The 1,546-nt window shown below is 54.9% G+C and carries 2 protein-coding genes; both read left to right on the top strand.

Annotated features, from left to right (window positions below; genetic code table 11):
* On the top strand, positions 1-600 hold a 600-nt coding region (locus A2I95_RS36840), incomplete at its 5' end, for a hypothetical protein (protein WP_291737436.1).
* Between the two features lie 12 nt (positions 601-612).
* Positions 613-1,392, top strand: a complete 780-nt coding sequence (locus tag A2I95_RS36845; RefSeq protein WP_129369894.1) for a succinate dehydrogenase iron-sulfur subunit — start codon at positions 613-615, stop codon at positions 1,390-1,392.
* Positions 1,393-1,546 lie beyond the last annotated feature (154 nt).

The raw sequence follows: 1,546 nt of genomic DNA on the forward strand, positions 1-1,546 counted from the left end.
GGTGATCACCGACCCGCTCTCTACCGAAGCCGAAGGCGGCATCAGCCTCAAGAAAATCGCGCCCAAGGCGCGGACGTTCTGATGAGTTTCTTCGATGTGACCCCTGCCGTTGAATTTTCAATGGGAGATGGGCAGTGGAGAAAGGCTTTTTGGGACGAGATGGAAGAAAGCTACTTTGAAGGCATCCGGCAAGCGGCTGGATGCTATCTCATGGTACTCGAAAACCGAAATGGAAAGCCCACACCCTGGTACGCAGGCAAGACCGAAGCGAGCTTCGAGAATGAGATATTCACCCCTGATAAGATGCGTAAGTATACTGCTGCGCACGAATATCATCCGTCCCACAAGTCAAAGATAATCCTCTATCCACTGTTGACGTCTGAACAGATGCGCTTTGCAAAACCGAAGAGCGATCTAATCGACTGGTTGGAGAACAGGTTGATCTTACACTCGTTGAACGCGAACTCTAAGTTGATCAATGTCTCAATGACAAAAAGTGATCGCGGAGTGGAGGTTATCGGATTCAACGCTCATCGAAAGAGACGAGGGCGCAAGTACGTCGAAGAAGATTACTCCCTCGTGGCCCTTGGGCTGAAATAGAAGGATAGTAGCATGGTTCAATTCAGCCTCCCGAAGAACTCCAAGATCACCACGGGCAAGACATGGCCCAAGCCGGACGGCGCCAGCAATGTGCGCAAGTTCAAGATCTACCGCTGGAACCCGGATGACGGCCAGAACCCGCGTGTCGATACCTATTTCCTGGACATGGACAGCTGCGGCCCGATGGTGCTGGACGCGCTGATCAAGATCAAGAACGAGATTGATCCGACCCTGACCTTCCGCCGTTCCTGCCGCGAGGGGATCTGCGGTTCCTGCGCGATGAACATCGACGGCATCAACACGCTGGCCTGCATCTACGGCATGGATGAGATCAAGGGCGATGTGGCGATCTACCCGCTGCCGCATATGCCGGTGGTCAAGGACCTGATCCCGGACCTGACACACTTCTATGCCCAGCATGCCTCGATCATGCCTTGGCTGGAAACCAAGACCAACCGCCCCGCCAAAGAGTGGAAGCAGTCCATCGAAGACCGCAAGAAGCTCGATGGTCTCTATGAATGCGTGATGTGCGCGTCCTGCTCGACCTCCTGCCCAAGCTACTGGTGGAACGGCGACCGTTACCTTGGACCCGCAGCCCTCCTGCACGCCTACCGCTGGATCATCGACAGCCGGGATGAGGCGACGCCGGAACGTCTGGATCAGCTGGAAGACCCGTTCAAGCTCTACCGCTGCCATACCATCATGAACTGTGCCAAGACCTGCCCCAAGGGTCTGAACCCGGCCAAGGCGATTTCACATATCAAGCAAATGATGGTCGAGCGCAGCGTTTGATATGCAACAAGACTGATCCGCAAGGATCCGCTGCCCAGCAGCGATGAAAATTGCACCACCCCCGGTTTCCTGCGAAACCGGGGGTATTGTTTTTCCCCATGCAAACGGCAGGCACAGAAATGAAAACCATCTTTCCGGCCATTGCGGCCTTAAG

This window comes from Leisingera sp. F5 (genome assembly GCF_001593695.1).

Excerpts from the sequence above, each read along its gene's own strand:
- A2I95_RS36845 (WP_129369894.1), top strand. The coding sequence starts at position 613 with ATGGTTCAATTCAGCCTCCCGAAGAACTCCAAGATCACCACGGGCAAG.